13 protein-coding genes are annotated in these 15,682 nt (G+C 73.3%); 5 read left to right on the plus strand and 8 right to left on the minus strand.

Annotated elements, in window-relative coordinates; translation table 11 throughout:
• Positions 1 to 78: 78 nt before the first annotated feature.
• From ABZ234_RS28470 to ABZ234_RS28485, 4 genes are all read right to left on the minus strand, one after another.
• The gene (locus ABZ234_RS28470) at positions 79 to 1,134 is read right to left on the minus strand and encodes a beta-ketoacyl-ACP synthase III (RefSeq protein ID WP_355014074.1); all 1,056 of its coding nucleotides are present in this window, start codon (positions 1,132 to 1,134) and stop codon (positions 79 to 81) included.
• Between the two features lie 161 nt (positions 1,135 to 1,295).
• Positions 1,296 to 2,039 (minus strand): HAD-IB family hydrolase, encoded by a 744-nt coding sequence (locus ABZ234_RS28475; protein WP_355014075.1) that lies wholly within the window; start codon positions 2,037 to 2,039, stop codon positions 1,296 to 1,298.
• A 37-nt stretch (positions 2,040 to 2,076) separates the two neighbouring features.
• Entirely contained in the window at positions 2,077 to 3,174 is a 1,098-nt protein-coding gene (locus tag ABZ234_RS28480) for a ScbA/BarX family gamma-butyrolactone biosynthesis protein (protein ID WP_355014076.1), read from the minus strand.
• Between the two features lie 173 nt (positions 3,175 to 3,347).
• On the minus strand, positions 3,348 to 4,820 hold the full coding sequence (locus tag ABZ234_RS28485) for an MFS transporter (RefSeq protein WP_267948617.1): 1,473 nt from the start codon (positions 4,818 to 4,820) through the stop codon (positions 3,348 to 3,350).
• Positions 4,821 to 5,043: 223 nt separating this feature from the next.
• Between ABZ234_RS28485 and ABZ234_RS28490 the strand changes: the two genes are divergently transcribed.
• The 3 genes from ABZ234_RS28490 (at position 5,044) to ABZ234_RS28500 (ending at position 10,277) form a co-directional block, all read left to right on the plus strand.
• Positions 5,044 to 6,726 (plus strand): FAD-dependent monooxygenase, encoded by a 1,683-nt coding sequence (locus ABZ234_RS28490; RefSeq protein WP_355014077.1) that lies wholly within the window; start codon positions 5,044 to 5,046, stop codon positions 6,724 to 6,726.
• Between the two features lie 872 nt (positions 6,727 to 7,598).
• Positions 7,599 to 8,837, plus strand: coding sequence for an AMP-dependent synthetase (locus tag ABZ234_RS28495; protein ID WP_355014078.1), 1,239 nt, complete (start codon positions 7,599 to 7,601; stop codon positions 8,835 to 8,837).
• A gap of 522 nt (positions 8,838 to 9,359) precedes the next feature.
• Positions 9,360 to 10,277, plus strand: a complete 918-nt coding sequence (locus tag ABZ234_RS28500; RefSeq protein ID WP_267948614.1) for a cyclase family protein — start codon at positions 9,360 to 9,362, stop codon at positions 10,275 to 10,277.
• A 135-nt stretch (positions 10,278 to 10,412) separates the two neighbouring features.
• On the opposite strand, the gene ABZ234_RS28505 is transcribed toward ABZ234_RS28500, so the two are convergent.
• Positions 10,413 to 11,024 carry a TetR/AcrR family transcriptional regulator gene (locus ABZ234_RS28505; protein ID WP_344183046.1) on the minus strand — a complete coding sequence of 204 codons (612 nt, stop codon included), beginning with the start codon at positions 11,022 to 11,024 and terminating at the stop codon, positions 10,413 to 10,415.
• Between the two features lie 55 nt (positions 11,025 to 11,079).
• On the opposite strand from ABZ234_RS28505, the gene ABZ234_RS28510 reads away from it, so the two are divergent.
• Positions 11,080 to 11,841: an SDR family oxidoreductase gene (locus ABZ234_RS28510; RefSeq protein WP_355014079.1), complete on the plus strand. Its 762-nt coding sequence runs from the start codon at positions 11,080 to 11,082 to the stop codon at positions 11,839 to 11,841.
• Between the two features lie 54 nt (positions 11,842 to 11,895).
• Here ABZ234_RS28510 and ABZ234_RS28515 read toward each other — a convergent pair whose 3' ends face one another.
• The gene (locus ABZ234_RS28515; RefSeq protein WP_355014080.1) at positions 11,896 to 12,342 is read right to left on the minus strand and encodes a type II toxin-antitoxin system PemK/MazF family toxin; all 447 of its coding nucleotides are present in this window, start codon (positions 12,340 to 12,342) and stop codon (positions 11,896 to 11,898) included.
• 267 nt (positions 12,343 to 12,609) lie between these two features.
• Here ABZ234_RS28515 and ABZ234_RS28520 point away from each other — a divergent pair, with 267 nt between their 5' ends.
• Positions 12,610 to 13,359 carry an SDR family oxidoreductase gene (locus ABZ234_RS28520; protein ID WP_355014081.1) on the plus strand — a complete coding sequence of 250 codons (750 nt, stop codon included), beginning with the start codon at positions 12,610 to 12,612 and terminating at the stop codon, positions 13,357 to 13,359.
• A 133-nt stretch (positions 13,360 to 13,492) separates the two neighbouring features.
• Here the strand turns inward: ABZ234_RS28520 and ABZ234_RS28525 are convergent, their stop codons facing one another.
• Together ABZ234_RS28525 and proB are read right to left on the minus strand one after the other, a co-directional pair.
• Entirely contained in the window at positions 13,493 to 14,383 is an 891-nt protein-coding gene (locus tag ABZ234_RS28525) for an alpha/beta hydrolase (RefSeq protein WP_267948609.1), read from the minus strand.
• 113 nt (positions 14,384 to 14,496) lie between these two features.
• Positions 14,497 to 15,654, minus strand: a complete 1,158-nt coding sequence (gene proB, locus ABZ234_RS28530; protein WP_355014082.1) for a glutamate 5-kinase — start codon at positions 15,652 to 15,654, stop codon at positions 14,497 to 14,499.
• Between the last annotated feature and the right edge of the window lie 28 nt (positions 15,655 to 15,682).

The following is a 15,682-nucleotide window of genomic DNA, read 5'->3' on the forward strand; positions in this document are numbered from 1 at the left end:
CAGGTTGGCGATCAGGCCGTCCACCCCGGACTCGGCGACGGTGTCGTAGTCCTGCTGCCCCCCCCGGGGGCGACGGCGTCACGCCGGGACGTGCACCGGGACCACCCCTCCGGAACGGGCCGGAGCCAGGACGGAGGACGCCTGCGCGGCCACGGGGCTCCACCTCACGAGTGCCAGCCCCACGCTCATGCCGCCGCCGAACCCCGCGAGCAGGACGAGGTCGTCCCGTTCGAGCAGGCCCGCCCGGTGCACGGTGTCGAGGGCGACGGGCACCGACCCCGACCCGGTGTTGCCCTGGGTCTCCACCGTGAGGTGGAGGCGGGCGCGGTCCAGGCCCAGGGAAGGCCATACGTCGGCGAGCATCGCGCCGTTGGCCTGGTGGGGCACGAAGTGGCGGATCTCCTCCCGTCCCACGCCCATCCCGTCGAGCATCCGGTGGATCGCCTCGGGCAGGCGCCGGGTGACGTACTCCCGCACGCCGCGCCCCTCCATCGTGAAGAAGTGCTCGCCCTGCTCCAGGGTCGCCGGGGACGCGGGCAGCCGCGACCCGCCGGCCGGGACCTTGATCAGGTGGTGGTGGTCCCCGTCCGTGAGCAGCTGGGTCCCGACGACCCCGCCGCGGTCCCGGGCGGGCCCCAGGAGGACCGCCCCCGCGCCGTCGCCGAACAGGACCGCCGTCTTGCGGTCGCCGTAGTCGAGGATGCGGGAGTAGATGTCGGCGCCGATGACCAGCGCGTAGGCCTCGCCGTGGGGTCGCAGCAGGTGCTCGGCCACGGAGAGCGCGTAGACGAACCCGCTGCACACGGCGTTGACGTCGAACGCCGCCGCGGAGGAGGCGCCCAGCAGGTGCTGGGTGATGCTCGCCGTGGCGGGCTGGGGGTGGTCCGGGGTGGACGTGGCGACGATGACGTAGGCCAGGCGGTCCGCGGGGACGCCCGCCTGGGCCAGGGCCCGGCGGCCGGCCTCGGCCGCGAGGTCGGAGGTGGCCTGGTCCGGTGCCGCGCGTCTGCGCTCACGGATCCCGGTCTTGCGGCGGATCCACTCGTCGGTGACACCGGCGGTCCGGGCGATCGGGTCGTTGCCGACCACTTCGGCCGGCAGGTACGAGCCCGTGCCGAGGATGGCGATGGTCATCGTGCTGTCTCCTTCTTGCTGGACTGCGGGAGGGGTTCGGGGCCGCCGCCGCTCCGGGCGGAGGCGCTTTCCGGAGTCGCCCGGGGCCGCGGGCCCCGGAGGGGGCGCCGGCCCCTGCCGCGGACTGCGCGCGCCGGGCGCGGTCCGCGGGCTTCGCGCGTTCACCGGCGGGAAGGCCGGGGCTCCTCTCCGCCGGAGGCGGGGACCGGGTGTCCGGAGCCGGCGGTGACGCGCTCCCACCCGTGGGCCTCGGCGTGCGCCGCGAGCACGGAGTCCTCGCCGACGACCACCGGGCTGCCGACGGACGAGAGCAGCGCCAGGTCGCTGGAGTGGTCCCCGTAGGCGGTGCAGTCGGACAGGGGGACGTCCCTCACCGCTGCGGCGGCCCTGGCCGCGACGCCCTTCGTCGCTCCGATCATCGGGACGAGGACCTCGCCCGTCAGGAGCCCGTCGCGCACGACGGGCCTCGTGCCCAGCGCCCAATGGGCTCCGGCCGCCTCGGCGATCGGGTCCAGGCAGGCGAAGAAGGAGCCCGACAGCAGGACGACCAGGTCGCCCCCGGCCCTGTGGCGGCGCAGCCGCTCCAGCACCGGGGTGTGCCAGAAGCCCGGCGCCCTCGCGGCCTCGGAGAACCACTTCCGTCCGGCGGCTCTCAGCCCCTCGACGGACTCCCCCGCCATGAGGCGGTAGTAGAGGCGGTTCACGTCCTGGCGGGGCACTCCCCGGGCCGCCGCCGCCCGCAGGTGGGCGACGGCGCGCTCGTAGGAGCCCGGTTCCCTGGAGCCGTCCCCGAAGTGGAACTCCAGGAACGAGAACATGCTCTTCGGTCCGATGAGCGTCTCGTCCACGTCGAAGAACGCGATGCCGCGTCCCCGGGGGCCGGATTCTTCGCTCGGGGTGGTCATGGGGTCTCCTGCCTGTAGGGGGTCCGTGGGGTCCGCGTCATGCGGGGATGCGGACCAGGCCGACGTCGATCCGGCAGATCGACGCGCCCCGCTGGAGCACGTCCACCTCGACGGAGGCCGGGGACTGCTCCGGGCCGCCGGTGGGCGCGATGAACTCCACGATCCCGCCCTGCGTGTAGTAGACCCCTTCGCCCTCCTCCGCGGTCGCCGGAGCGGTGCGGGCCCGCACCTCGGTCCGGGGCTCCAGTTCGCCGAAGCTGGTGAAGGTGGCGGTGATCTCGGCCGGGTAGGCCTTGGCGGGCGAGGTCCCCTGGACCTCCATGAGCGTGTTCAGGGCCAGCTGGCGCCCGGCCTCGATCAGGACCATGCCGGGCAGGTGGTCCTGGGCGTGGTCGAACAGGCTCGGGTGCTGCGGGAGCACGCGCAGGGAGGCCGACACCGCGTCCCCGTCCCCCGCGAGCCCGGTCAGGACCACGTTGTCGCCGTTGGACCGGCCGACGAGGTAGGGGGCGGGGACCTCCCCGGTGACGGCGAAGTCGAAGGTCTCCGTGGAGGGAACCGGGGCTCCCGAGCGGTTGCTCAGGCGCAGCGCCCCGTAGCTCGCCGGGGACTTGAAGCGCAGGCCGACGACGGCGTTGCCGACCTCGGTGCCGTCGACGAACAGGCGGAACCTGGCGTCGTAGCCGACGACGCGGCCTTCCTTGACCCTCTTGTCCTCGACCGAGCAGAGCATCCGGAGGGCGCACGGGGCGGTCCCCACCGCCATCCGCTCGGGGCGCGTGATGTTGATGCCCAGGGTGGTGAGCACGAACTTGTGGTCGAAGGGGACCCCGTAGTGGGTGTGGGCGATGGCCAGGCCCACCTGCCGGCACGCCTCGAGCAGCAGCACCGGGTCGTGGAGGCGGGGGCGGAGAAGGTGGTCGCCGTAGTAGGCGTGCGACCGGGGGAGCTGGGCGGCGGCCGCGTGGGCGTCGCCGCCCAGGGGCTGGGTGTCGGTGACGAAGACCTCCGCCAGCGACTCCCGGTGGACGACGGTGCGGTCGAGGGTCCGCTCGTAGTCCAGGTTCGGACCGTCCGGGTGGGCTGTCGCGGTGTCGGTGTCGCCGTTGAGGAGGTGGCGCACGGGCATCTGCATGGTCTGTCTCGCATTCCTCGGGCTCGGGGACCTGATCTGGCGGGGAGGCCGCGGAGCGGGGAGTGCCTCCCGGGGAGCGTCGGCGGACGGGGCGGGGTCCGGTGGTGGGGGCCGGCGGGGGTCTGGTGGCGGGGTCCGGCGGGGACCTCCCGGAGGGGGCGGTCCGGGGTCGGCTAGCGGAGTTCGCGTTCCTTGACGACGAGGAAGGTGACCACCGCGCCGGCCAGGGCGAGGAGCGCCAGTCCGAGGAACGTGGTGTGCATCGCCGAGGTGAGGCTGGTCGACACCGCGTCCAGAGCGGTCTGGCGGTCTCCGGCGGCGAACTGGCCCAGTGCCGTCTCGAGCCGGCCCTGGGTGGCCTCACCCGCCAGGGTCCGCTCCTGCTCGGGACTGGCGAAGGAGAGGTCGAGCGTGCTCAGCGAGAGGGTCGCCAGTACCGATCCGGCGCCGGCGATCGCCACGCTCTCCCCGGTGATGCGCATGGTGTTGAAGATGCCCGAGGCCATTCCGGCCCGCTCGACCTCCACGGAGCTGAGCGCGGCGTTGTCCATGACGCCGAAGGCGCTCCCCACGCCCGTGCCGAACAGCGCCAGGGGCGCGGCCAGCGCCGTCCAGTGCTGACCCGGCTGGAGGGTCATCAGCCACAGGGACCCGCCCGCGATGAGCAGGGAACTGGTGGCGAGCATGACCCGCAGGGGGAGCCTGGCGGCCAGCTGCCCGGCCAGCATCGGCAGGGCGAGCACGGGCAGGGTCAGGGGAAGGAGCAGGGCTCCGGCCTCGGCCGCGCCGAACCCTCCCACGCCCTGGAAGAAGGGCGGCAGGTAGACGAGCAGGACCACGAAGCCGAAGGTGATGGTGAAGGGCTGGCAGACCACCACGACGAACGTGGGCCGCTTGAACAGCGAGAGGTCGAACATCGGGCGCCGGACCCGCGACTCCACCAGGACGAAGGCCGCGAGGAAGACGACGAACCCGACCGCGGAACCGATCGCGCTCAGGCTGAGCCAGCCCGCCTCGGCCCCCTGGACGAAGGCCAGGGAGAGCAGGAACAGGCTGGTGCTGAAGGTCATGACACCGCCCCAGTCCACCGAGGTGGAGTTGGGGTCGCTCGACTCCCGGATCGAGCGCACCAGGAGCAGGACGACGGCGGCGAACGCGATGTTCATCAGGAACACCATGCGCCAGTCCGCGAAGTTGACCATCAGTCCGGCGACGAACGGGCCCATGGCCAGGCCGAAGCCGAACGAGGTGCCCAGGAGGCCGAAGGCCCTGGCCCTGGCCACGCCGCGGAAGGAGTCGGCGAGGATCGCCGACCCGCTGGTCATGATGCCCGCGGCGCCGATGCCCTGGACCGCCCTGGCGATGTCGATGACGACGATGTTGGAGGAGAGGCCGATCACCGTGGCCATGGCGGTGAAGACGACGAGGCCGATGACGAGGACCCGGCGCCTGCCGAACCGGTCGGCAAGCCCGCCCGCGGCGAGCATGAACGCCGCGAAGGTCACGTTGTAGGCGTTCTGGACCCACTGGGCCTCGCCGACCGTGGCGTTCAGGTCGGCCGCGAGCTGGGTGAGCGCCACTGCCGGAGCGGTGACGGCGAGCGGCAGCATCACGCTGGACAGGGCGACGGCGACGAGTGTGGCCACCGCCTGTCCTCTGGTCAACGGGGCGGGAGCGAGCTGTGCGCCCGGCCGATCCGTTGCGTCTATCGCCATTCCCACACCTCATGATTCGGATTCTTATGACTATCCATTCGTGGATGAACATAAGGTATCTTATGTTCATCGTCAATCTTATAGACCTGGCCGGGTACGCGGTGGGCGGACCCGGGACGTACCACCGCAACAGGATCGATCGGAGCTCCCCGAGATGCCGTTGACCAGTGACGACACACCTTCCACCCGCACAGCCGCCCCGCCCGCCGACGTGCTCGTCGTCGGCGCCGGACCCGTCGGCCTGACCGCCGCGTGCGAGCTTCTGAGACGAGGAACACGTGTCCGGCTCATCGACCGCGCCGAGACCGCGTCCCCCTTCCCCAAGGCTCTGCTGCTCTGGCCCCGCACCCTCGACCTGCTGGACGACCTGGGGGCCCTGGAGCCGACCCGGCGCGCCGGCATCGACATCCGGAGGTTCCGCTACTTCTCCTCCGGCGAGCCCCTGGCCTCGTTCGCCTTCCCCGAGCACCTGGCCCCCGTGTGCCTGCCCCAGAACGAGACCGAGCGCGTGCTCACCGAGCGGCTGCACGCCCTGGGCGGACACATCGAACGGGGGGTGCGGCTGCTCGCCCTCGACGGGCTGGACTTCTCCGGCGACATCACCGCGACCGAGGGGGTGACGGCGATCCTCGAACACTCCGACGGGACCGTCGAGCGCTACCACGCGCCCTTCGTCATCGGCGCGGACGGCGCGGGCAGCGCGGTGCGCGCCCAGATCGGCACCGGTTTCGTCGGAAGCACCTACGAGTCGGCGTTCGCCCTCGTGGACTGCCGCATCGAGGGGGAGCTGCCGACCGACGAGGCGCTCTACTACCAGTCGCCCCAGGGCGCCCTGGTGATCGTCGCCCTGCCCGACGGCGTCTTCCGGTTCTTCGCGAGCCTCCCGCCCGGGGAGAAGGCCGGCGTCGACCTGCTCCAGCGGATCACCGACGAGCAGGGGCCGGGCGGCGTGCGCCTGGTCGACCCCGTGTGGGAGTCCGTGTTCCGCGTGCACCGCAGGCACGCGGACGACTTCCAGCGGGGCCGGGTCTTCCTCGCGGGGGACGCCGCGCACGTGCACAGCCCCGCCGGGGGCCAGGGGCTCAACACCGGGATGCAGGACGCGCAGAACCTCGCCTGGAAACTGGCCGCGGTGGTCGGGGGCGAGGCCCCTCCGGAACTGCTCGGCACCTACGGCCCGGAGCGCAAGGACGTGGCGCGCCAGGTCGTGCGGGACACCGACATCCAGACGCGCGGGTGGATGCTCCAGCACCCCCTGCAGACCGCGGGCCGGGACGCGGCCTTCCGGCTCCTGGAGCCGGTCATGGAGCGCGGATACCTGCCCGTCATGGCCGGATACCGGTTCCGGTACACACCCGCACGGCTCACACAGGACCCCGCCTGGCCGTCCCTGTGCCGGCTCACCGGGCGGCTGGCGGGCGCAGTCCGCACCGGGCACGCCCTCCCCCGCTCCCTCGCGGTGTCCCTGGGGGTCACCGCGCCGCGGAACACGGAGACGGGGCACGGGCGGGCCGGCGACGGGCCGGAGCTGCCCGGCTGGACGCTCGCCGTCACCCCGGACCGGTCCCGGGCCCGGCCCGGGGAGCCGTTCTCCGCGCTCGCCTCCGACCGGCCGCAGGTGCGGACGGTGACGCTGTCGGCCGCACAGGCCTCGGAGCACCGCCTGTGCTCGGCCCCGGGGTACCACCTGATCCGCCCGGACGGCTACGTCGCCGCCCACGGCCACGCCGGGGACCACGCCCGGCTCCGCGTGGAACTGGCCGCGCACCTGGGCCGGGCCCGCGGCCGCCTCCGCCCGTCCGAGGACGCCGGACGGGCGGCACCGAGCCTCGCCTGAGGCCCCCTCCGGCGCGGTCGGCCGGCCGCTCCCCGGCCGCCCGCGTACCGGGGGCGCCGGCGGCGCCGGTGCCCCCCAGAGCTCCGCCGCCCCGGCGGCGGTTCCCCGCGGGCGCACGGCTCGGTGGTGACGGCCGTGCCCGGGAACGGCCCGCCCCTCCGCGGGCGCGGTGACGCGCGGAGGGCGCGCCCTGTCCCGCCGGGTTCCCGCAGAACGCGCGGGCGGCCCCGTCCGCCGCCCGCGCCCCGTCCGCCCCGCGCCGCCGGAAACCGGCGGGGCCCCGGGGCAGGGCGCCGGACCGGGGCCGGGTCCCCTCGTCCCGGGCGGCCCCGGCCCCTCCGCGCCCGGGCGTGCGGTCCCCTCCCCGCACCGGAGGCCGGCCGACGCATGTGCGGAACCGGCCCGCCGTCCCCTCCCGACCGGATGCGCGGCCCTCGCCGCTCCCGGGGAGAGGACCCGGCCTCCGTCGGCGCGCCGCGCCCCCGGCCCTCTCCGCGTGGTCCCGGAGGGCGTCCTCCGGCCTCCGGGGGACCGGGCGGCTCCGCACAGGTGTTCCCCTTTCGACCGTTCGCGGTGAGCAAGATCACCCGACCACATCCGGCCACGGAGGGACCACGCTCCGAGACATCTCCCAACAAGTGAACATGACCTGCGGTGATCGCGCGCTCACTATCGGCGGAAATCTTCGCCATGTCCCGCCGTGAAGGAATCTGCTTTACTGTCCGAACGGCCACGAACCAGCCATGCCGCCACCGAAGGCATTCCCCCGAGAAGACTTAACAAGAATTTCAGATTCATTTACGTCACCGCAGCTGTCCCCGGCGGGCTGAACGCAATCCCTAACACCCAGAGATGCGAGCACGAGAATGACGATGAATATCGGAGGAATGGTGGAGGGGCCACTCCCCCTGGCCCAGGCGCTGCAGCGCCTCACGAGGATCCCGTCCATGCGGCACAAGTACGGCCGCTACCTCGGCCTGGGCAGGCGGCCCCGCCTGGTCGACCTGCCGCCCCTCACCCGCGAGGAGCTCGGCGAGGCCGTCGACGCGATGATGAGGGAGAACCCGGCCGAGCTCTCCCGCGCCTCGCTCCACCTCATGGGCGGCACCACGTCCACGAGCCGCATGGGCGCTCTCCCCTCCGACCTGCACGTGGACGAGATCTTCCCCCACCTTCGCCCCTTCGCCCCGGGCGACCTGCTCGCGAGCCTGAGCACCCCGTTCCACCTGCGCGCGTCGCACGACCTCCACAACGCGCTCGCCGCGCGGGCCGGGATCCCCACGCTGTCGCTCGACGCCCCGACGGACCAGATGATCGAACCGTGCCTCGACCTCTTCGAGCGGCACGGCGTGACCGCCGTCGCCACCACCCTGGACACGGTCCAGCGCATCCTCCGCTTCTGCGCCGCCTCGGGCCGGCGCCTGGACTTCCTGAGCAAGGTGCTCTGGAGCGGGCCCGCGATGGACGCGGAGACGCGTTCACTGATCCGCACGTACTTCCCACATCTGCGCACGTGGTCGCTGTTCGGGTCCGCGGAGACCTGGATCATCGGCCACAGCGGCCCCGACTGCGCGGTCGACACCTTCCACCCGCTCCCCTACCAGCACACGGAGATCGTCGGCGGGCGCATGCTCGTGACCGTCACGCACAGGAAGTCGGTCGTCCCCCTGCTGCGCTACGACACCGGCACCGGGGCCGAGTGGACGTCCTGCTCCTGCGGCCGCCCCGGCCGGGCCCTGCGGACCCACAGCCGCATCGACGCACCCTACGGGCCGCTCAGCAGCCTGGTCGACCCCGCCGACCTGGCGTCGCTCGCCCTCCAGCTCGACTCGGTGGAGGCCGCCCAGGTGGTCCTGACCTCCCCCCACACCAAGGACGAACGACTGCGCCTGCGCGTCAGGCTCCGCCCGGGGACGGAGGCGGACCTGTACACCGTCGAGTGGATACGGCACCACGTGGTGTCCGGCTGCCTGGCCCTGTCCGAGGTCCTCGCGGAATCACCCGAGACCTTTGAGGTGACCGTCTCGCGGAGGCTGCTGGACCAGTCCTCGGACGGCTCGGCCCCGGCGACGGTCGTCCGGTCCGAGGACCGGAGCCGTCACTCCGCGTGACCCGCGCCGGGCCGTCCGGCCCGGCGGGCGGGGACGCACGGGAATTCCGGACGCGGGTCGCGTGAAAATCCCGTGAAATACCCCGGGGAACCGGGTGTCCCGCGAGGGGAATTCCCTCATTTCGGCGCGGGGGTCGAACGCCGCGGTCCGGCCCGCACGGTACGAGGTGTTTTTCCGAACGAGAACATGAAAGTCCGGAGAAAACCGCGCAAGGTCCGCACCCGCGCCCCTCACGCCTTCTCACCCGCCCCTCCCGGGCTGCCCGCGCACGCCCGGACGGGGCTCCGCCCGGCCCGTCGGCCCTCCGCCTGCGTGTCCGCCGGATCACCGCCCGCATCGGGAGCGCCCCGGTCCCACCCTCCCGCGGAGCGACCCCGTCGGCATCAAAAGATATCTTATGCAAATCAGTCTTCTCTTTTGCATAAGAGATCGTATACTCCTCCTAGCTCGATCAGCCAGACCTGGAAGAGGAACACTGCGATGTGCGGACCCCACGTGATCCACAAGGCCCGGAAGACTTTCATGACCGCCTCGGGACACACCCCGGAAACGCCCGGGGGCACGATCACGGCCGAGCGCCCGGACCCGTCCGCACGCCTGGTGAGCAGCGGGGTGAACCGGCGCCGCATGCTGACCGGATCGGCCGCCGTCGGCGCGGTGCTGACGGGGATCGGGGCCCTCGGGGGTCCGGTGGAGTCCGCCCACGCCCAGACCATCGCGGACATCAGCCCCTCGCGGCTGAGGGTCACGGACCTCACCCACGTCCTCCACAACGACTTCCCGATCTACCGGCCCTACATCCTCGACCCCAACATCTTCCAGTTCGCCTCGATCGCGGAGGACGGGTTCAACGCGCTCAAGCTGGAGATCGACGAGCACACCGGGACGCACTTCGACGCGCCGTGGCACTTCAACGACAGCCCCGACGCCCTGCACACGCACGAGGTCGACCCGCGCGACCTGGTCTGCCCCCTCGTCGTCATCCGCATCTCCGACCGCGCCGCACGGGACTTCGACGCGCAGGTGGGCGTGGCCGACCTGCGCCGCTGGGAACGGCGCCACGGACGCATCCCCCAGGGGGCCCTGGTCGCCATGGACTCCGGCTGGAGCGCGCGGGTCCTCCAGAGCGAGGAGGCGATGCTCAACCGCGGCAGCGACGGCATCGCCCACTTCCCCGGGTTCGAGCTCGAGGCGCTCGCCTGGCTGCTGTCCGAGCGGGACATCGCCGGGGTCGCCGTGGACACCCCGAGCTTCGACTACGGGCCCGACTCCGCGTCCAACCCCGAGGGGCACGTGTTCCTGCTCGGCGAGAACAAGTACGCCGTGGAGATGGTCGCCCACCTGGAGACCGCCCCGGAGAACGGGGCGATGGCGGTCGTGGGCGTCGCCAACATCAGGGGCGGTTCGGGCGGCCCCGTCCGCCTGCTGGCCCTCACCTGACGCGACGGTCCGCGCCGGGGCCCTCCGCGGGCCCCGGCCCCGCTCCCCGCGCGCCGACCCGGGGCGTCCCGTCTCCCCGCGCGTTCCGGCGGACGGCCCGCCCGCGCGCCGGGGCCGGGCCTCCGCGGGGCGCGCTCACCCCCGGGGCCACGCCTCCATGGCCACCCCGACCAGCGCCTCCAGGTCGGCACGGTCCGCCCCGTCCCCGGCCTGGACGGACATCCCCTGGATGAGGGCGCCGAAGTACCGCGCCAGAGCCGCGGTGTCGGCTCCCCGCGGCAGCTCCCCCGCGTCTTTGGCGCGCCCCAGGTAGGCGGCCACCGCCTCCATCGTCCGGGCCCGTCGCGCGGCGACCGCCCGCCCGACCTCCGCGTGCCGTTCGCCCACGGCCAGGGCCGCGGTGGAGATCATGCACCCGTGCGGCCGGTCCGGCTCGGTGAAGTCACGCGCCGCGTTCGCCAGCAGGCGCCTCATGCCGTCACGGGACGCCTCGGGTTCGTCGAGCACCTTCGCCGTGCCCGCTCCCACGCCCCGGGCGTAGTGGTCCAAGCACGCCTCGTACAGCCCCAGCTTGGACCCGAACGCGTTGTAGAGGCTCGGCGGCGTCAGCCCCGTGGCCCGCTGGAGCTCACTCAGACTCGCCCCCTCGAAACCGTGCCGCCAGAAGACGGTCATCGCCCGGTCCAGGACCCGCTCCTCGTCGAACTCGCGCGGTCGGCCGCGCCCCTCGGCCCGCCTTTTTTCCATAGTGACCACTATAGTAATCTTCATTCTGTAGCGATCACTATGAAATGAGGACGGGATGAGCCGGACAGCACTGGTCACGGGCGGTACCCGCGGCATCGGACGGGCGATAGCACTGTCCCTCGCGGAGGACGGCGCCGCCCTCGTGGGGGTGCAGTACCGCGGTGACGGGGAGTCCGCCGCCCGTACCGCGGAGCTGATCGAGGAGCGGGGCGCGCGAGCGGTCACGATCCGAGCCGACTTCGGGGCCGACACCCTGGACGCGGTGGAGGCCACCGCGGACGCGTTCCTGGAAGAGGCGGAGAGAACCACGGGCCGGAGGGAGGTGGACGTGCTGGTCAACAACGCGGGCATCGGCGAGCCCCAGGAACTGGGAAGGATCGACGCGCCCACCTACCACCGGGTCATGGACGTCAACCTCACCGCGCCGCTGTTCCTCATCCAGCGGCTGGCCCCGAGCATGGGCCGGAACGGTCGCATCGTGAACATCTCCACCGGATACACCCGTGTCGCCGCCCCGACCCACCCCGTCTACTCCGCGTCCAAGGCGGCCCTCAACGCCCTCACCCTGGCGCTCGCGCCGGCCTTCGGGCCACGCGGGGTCACGGTCAACGCGGTCATGCCCGGGGTGGTCGACACCGACATGAACGCGGGCTGGCTCGGCGAACCCGGGGCCCGGGAGAGGGCGGCCGGCCTCTCCGTCTTCGGCAGGGTCGGCGAGGCGGAGGACATCTCGGCCCTGGTCCGCTACCTGGCCTCGCCCGAGGCCGGGTGGACCACCGGACAGGTCATCGACGCTACGGGGGGAAGCGCCCTCTGAGGGCGCCGCCGGTGCGGGCCGCCCGGGACCGGGTCCCGGGCGCGGCCCCGCGGCTCAGGTCCAGCCGTAGCGGCTGCGCAGGACGTCCGCGACCAGCCAGAACATCTCCTCGTCCATGACCGCGGCCTCACGCCGGATGTCGTCCTCGTCGAACTCGAAGAGCCGGTCCGCGCGGAGGAACGAATCGCGCCCCTCCCTGTCCCAGGGCCCCGAGCCGATCGGCAGCCAGTCCTGGCGCTCCCACTCCTCGGGGCGCTGCGAGGACAGCATCAGGCCGTGCAGGCGCCTGCCCCTGCGGCCGACGACCAGCAGCGGGCGGTCCTTGCCCTGCTTCGGGTCCTCCTCGTAGGGCACCCACGTCCACACGATCTCGCCCGCGTCGGCGAGGCCGTCGCGCTCGGGGGCGTACGCCAGCCGGGTGGCGTTCTCTGAGGTGGGGATCTCGCGGACCTCGCCCCGGTGGGGGTGGTCGTCGCCGCGTCGCATCGTTCGTTCGCTCACGCCCCGCATCCTAGGACCTCGCGACGGGTGTGTCGGCCCAGGAGGACGGCGCCCCGCGCCGGGGCCGTGCAGCGCGGCGCCCGCCCCCTCCCGTGTCGTCCGCGTCCACCCCGGCGCTCCCACGCCCGCGCCGTCGCACGCCGCCCGACGGGACCGTAGTGTCGACGCGGCCGGTCCCGCCCCCTCCGGCCCCCGCGGCGGCCGGTGCCCGGCCACACCCCGCCGGGCACGGGACACCGGAACGACGAACACCACGGAGAAGCAGGTATGAGCAAGGGAACGATCCTGATCAGCGGCGCCAGCGCCGGTCTGGGAGCCGAGATGGCGCGCCAGTTCGCCGCCCTCGGCTACGACCTGGCCCTGTGCGCGCGGCGCGTCGACCGGATGGAGGCGCTGCGCGAGGAGATCACCGCGGCCAATCCCGGACGGCGGGTCGAACTGCGCGCCCTCGACGTCACCGACGCCGACGCCGTGTTCTCGGTGTTCGGCGACCTGGCCGACGCCTTCGGCGGTATGGACCGCGTGATCGTCAACGCCGGCCTCGGCAAGGGCGCGGCCCTCGGGACGGGGCGCCACGACGCCAACCGCCGGACGGCGGAGACCAACTTCATGGGCGCCCTCGCCCAGACCGAGGCCGCCATGGGGATCTTCCGCGCCCAGGGGCACGGCCACCTGGTGCTCATCTCGTCCATGTCGGCCCTGCGCGGCATGCGCAGGTCCATGACCGTGTACGCCGCCACCAAGGCGGGGGTCTCCGCCATCGCCGAGGGCCTGCGCGCGGAGCGTGTGCCCGGCCTGGACGTGTCCGTCGTCCACCCCGGCTACATCCGCACCGGTATGAACGAGCGCGTGGAGCAGAGGACGCGGTTCATGGTGGACACCGTGCCCGGCGTCCGCTCCATGGTGGCCGCCATCGAGCGGCGGCGCGTGAAGGCGTACGTGCCCGCCTGGCCCTGGGTCCCCATCGGCTTCGCGATGCGGGTGCTGCCGCTCTCGGTCGTCAGCAGACTGGCCTGAGCGCTCCCCGCGGGGCCGGGGGCGGCGTCCGCGCGCGGGGGGCGGCTCCACCCCGCCCGAGCCCTCCGGCACGGCCTGCTCCGCGGCGTCCGCGCGGGGTGGCGGCCCCGGGTGTCCGCGCCCGCGGACGGTCTCACAGGTCCTGGACGGTACCGATGATCGCCGCACGCGCCCGGCTGCCCTCGGGCACCGGGACCAGTGGATACACGTGGAAGGCGCCCGCCTCCTCGTGCAGCTCCACCTCACCGCCCGCCTCGGTGACGAGGTCGCGCAGGCGGCGGGTGTCGGGCAGGAACACGTCGCGGGTGCCGATGTAGAGGTCGATGGGGGGAAGCCCGGCCAGCCGCCCGTTGATGGGGCTGAGCCTGGGCACGGAGAGGTCGTCGCCGCCCGCCCACGCCTTGGCGGCCTCCCTGAGGCCGACCGGGCTGAGCCACGGGTCCCTCCCCTCCACCTCGGCGATGTCGGGGTTGGACATGGTGAGGTCCGCCCACGGTGAGACGAGGATCAGCCGGGCGGGCCGGGGCAGGTCCTCCCCGGGCAGCGTCTGGGCGAGGGCCAGTGCCAGCCCGGCGCCCGCCGAATCGCCCGCGAAGACGGTCCGCCCCGGGTCTGCGTGCTCCAGGAGTTCGCGGTAGACCGCGTGGAGGAACCCGAAGGCCTCGCGGTAGGTGTGCTCCGGCGCCAACCCGTAGACGGGCACCTCGACCCGGCACCCCGTGTCGGCCATGCGGGAGATCAGCACCCAGTGCCACGGGGAGATCTCGCTGATGTACGAGCCCCCGTGCAGGTACAGGACGGCCTTGTCCGGTTCGTCCTCCCGCTCACGGGGCAGGACGGTGTAACTCCGGAACCCCCCCACCTCGCGCAGGGTGATCTCGTGCCGCTTGGCGACCCAGTGCGGCGGCTCGGGGTCGTCCTTGGCCTCCTCGATGCGCTCCCGTGCGCCCTCCACGGTCTCCATCGGGCGCTTGCGCGCCACCCGGAACGCCACCGCGAGCATTCTCGCCACCAGGCTAGGCATGGATGTCTTCGCTTCTCTCCTCGGGGATGTCCCCCGACCTTGCCACAGGGGTCTCACAGAACGTGCGGACGGCGCGGGAGGGCCCTCCCGGCCCGACCCTTCCGCCGCACTCCCTAGAGGACGACGAGGTCGTCCCGGTGCACGAGCTCCCGCTCGTAGGAGGGCCCCAGCTCACGGGCGAGCCAGCGCGTGGACCTGCCCATCAGGTCGGGCACCTCGGCCGCGTCGTAGTTGACCAGCCCGCGCGCGACCACGGTGCCCTGCTCGTCGCACAGGTCGACGGGGTCCCCAGCGCTGAACTCCCCCCTCACCCGCACCACACCGGCCGGGAGCAGCGACGCCTTCTCCCGTACGACCGCCGCGACCGCGCCCGGATCCAGCACCAGGCTGCCCCGTCCGGCGGTCGCGTGCGCCAGCCACAGCTGGCGGGCCGAGGGACGGCGCCCGCCCCCCGCGGCGAACAGGGTGCCGACCCTGTCGCCCGCCAGGGCTGCCCGCGCGTTGGCCGCGGAGGTCAGCATCGTGTGCACGCCGGCCTCCGTGGCGATCCGCGCGGAGGCGACCTTGGTGACCATCCCCCCCGTGCCCACGCCGCGCCTGCCGGAGCTGCCGATGTCGATGCCGTCCAGGTCCTCGGGCCCGCGCACCAGGCTGACCACGGACGCCCCCGGGTCGGACGGGTTCCCGTCGTAGAGGGCGTCCACGTCCGACAGCAGGACCAGCGCGTCGGCGCGCATCAGGTGCGCGACCAGGGCCGCGAGCCGGTCGTTGTCGCCGAACCGCAGTTCGTGGGTGGCCACCGTGTCGTTCTCGTTGACGATGGGGACCGCTCCGATGTCCAGCAGGCGGCGCAGCGTGCGCTGCGCGTTGCGGTGCTGGACCCTGCGCATCATGTCCTCGACCGTGAGCAGGACCTGGGCGGCGTTGAGCCCGTGTCCGGCCAGCTCGGCCGTGTACGCGGCGAGCAGCAGCCCCTGGCCGACGCTCGCCGCGGCCTGCTGGGAGGCGAGGTCGCGGGGCCGGCGGGCCATGCCGAGCGGGGTCATCCCGGCGGCGACCGCGCCGGAGGAGACCAGGATCACCTCCTGGCCGAGGGTCCGGCGGGCCGCCAGCACCTCGACCAGGTCGCGGATGCGCCCGGAGTCGATCCGGCCCTCGGGGGTCGTCAAGGACGACGACCCCACCTTCACCACGACCCTGCGGGCCGAGGCCACCGCCGCCCGTCCTGCGGTTTCCGCCCGGTCGGACTTCTCGAGTTCTGCGCTGTACACCGTGTGGGGCTTTCCATCCAGGGCGCGG

It is taken from the genome of Nocardiopsis sp. NPDC006198 (assembly GCF_040613895.1).
Taxonomy (GTDB): Bacteria; Actinomycetota; Actinomycetes; order Streptosporangiales; family Streptosporangiaceae; genus Nocardiopsis; species Nocardiopsis tropica.